Genomic DNA, 1,025 nt, shown 5'->3' with positions numbered 1-1,025 from the left:
ATGACAATAGCAGTAGGACAGCCAGCGAGTCGAGGATGGTTTGACGTCGTAGACGACTGGCTAAAAAGAGATCGCTTCGTATTCATCGGGTGGTCAGGAATATTGCTATTTCCCTGTGCATACATGGCACTAGGGGGATGGCTAACAGGAACAACATTCGTGACATCGTGGTACACCCACGGCATAGCATCATCATATTTAGAAGGATGCAACTTCCTGACAGTAGCAGTATCAACACCAGCAAACAGCATGGGACACTCATTGCTGTTCTTGTGGGGACCAGAAGCACAGTGGGACTTCACACGTTGGTGTCAGATGGGAGGACTGTGGACATTCGTAGCACTACACGGAGCATTTGCGCTGATTGGATTCATGCTACGGCAGTTTGAGATTGCGCGGCTAGTAGGAGTACGACCCTACAACGCGCTAGCATTCAGCGCACCAATTGCAGTGTTTGTCAGCGTCTTCTTGATGTACCCCTTGGGACAATCAGGATGGTTCTTTGCACCCAGCTTTGGAGTAGCAGCAATCTTCCGCTTTTTGCTATTTTTCCAAGGATTCCACAACTGGACACTCAACCCCTTCCATATGATGGGAGTAGCCGGAGTGTTAGGTGGAGCATTGCTGTGCGCGATTCACGGTGCAACAGTAGAAAACACGCTGTTTGAAGACGGAGACAAAGCAAACACCTTCCGTGCATTCAACCCAACACAAGCCGAAGAAACCTACAGCATGGTGACAGCCAACCGTTTCTGGTCGCAAATCTTCGGTATTGCTTTTTCCAACAAGCGCTGGTTGCACTTTTTCATGTTGTTTGTGCCCGTAACAGGTTTGTGGATGAGTGCAGTCGGAGTAGTTGGTTTAGCACTGAATTTGCGGGCGTATGACTTCGTTTCTCAGGAGTTGCGTGCTGCGGAAGACCCTGAGTTCGAGACTTTCTACACCAAAAACATTCTGCTCAATGAAGGTATTCGGGCTTGGATGGCTCCCCAAGACCAGCCTCACGAGCATTTCCAATTCCCTGA

Annotated in this window: 1 protein-coding gene; it reads left to right on the top strand. The window is 49.4% G+C overall.

Annotated elements, in window-relative coordinates:
• Positions 1-1,025: photosystem II D2 protein (photosystem q(a) protein) (gene psbD, locus IQ230_RS26260; protein ID WP_193935103.1), on the top strand; the 1,025-nt coding region annotated here is incomplete at both ends.

The organism is Gloeocapsopsis crepidinum LEGE 06123 (assembly GCF_015207655.1).
In the GTDB taxonomy this organism is placed as follows: domain Bacteria; phylum Cyanobacteriota; class Cyanobacteriia; order Cyanobacteriales; family Chroococcidiopsidaceae; genus Gloeocapsopsis; species Gloeocapsopsis crepidinum.
Note: the sequence above shows the minus strand (reverse complement) of the source record. Positions and strands in the feature narration are given on the sequence as shown.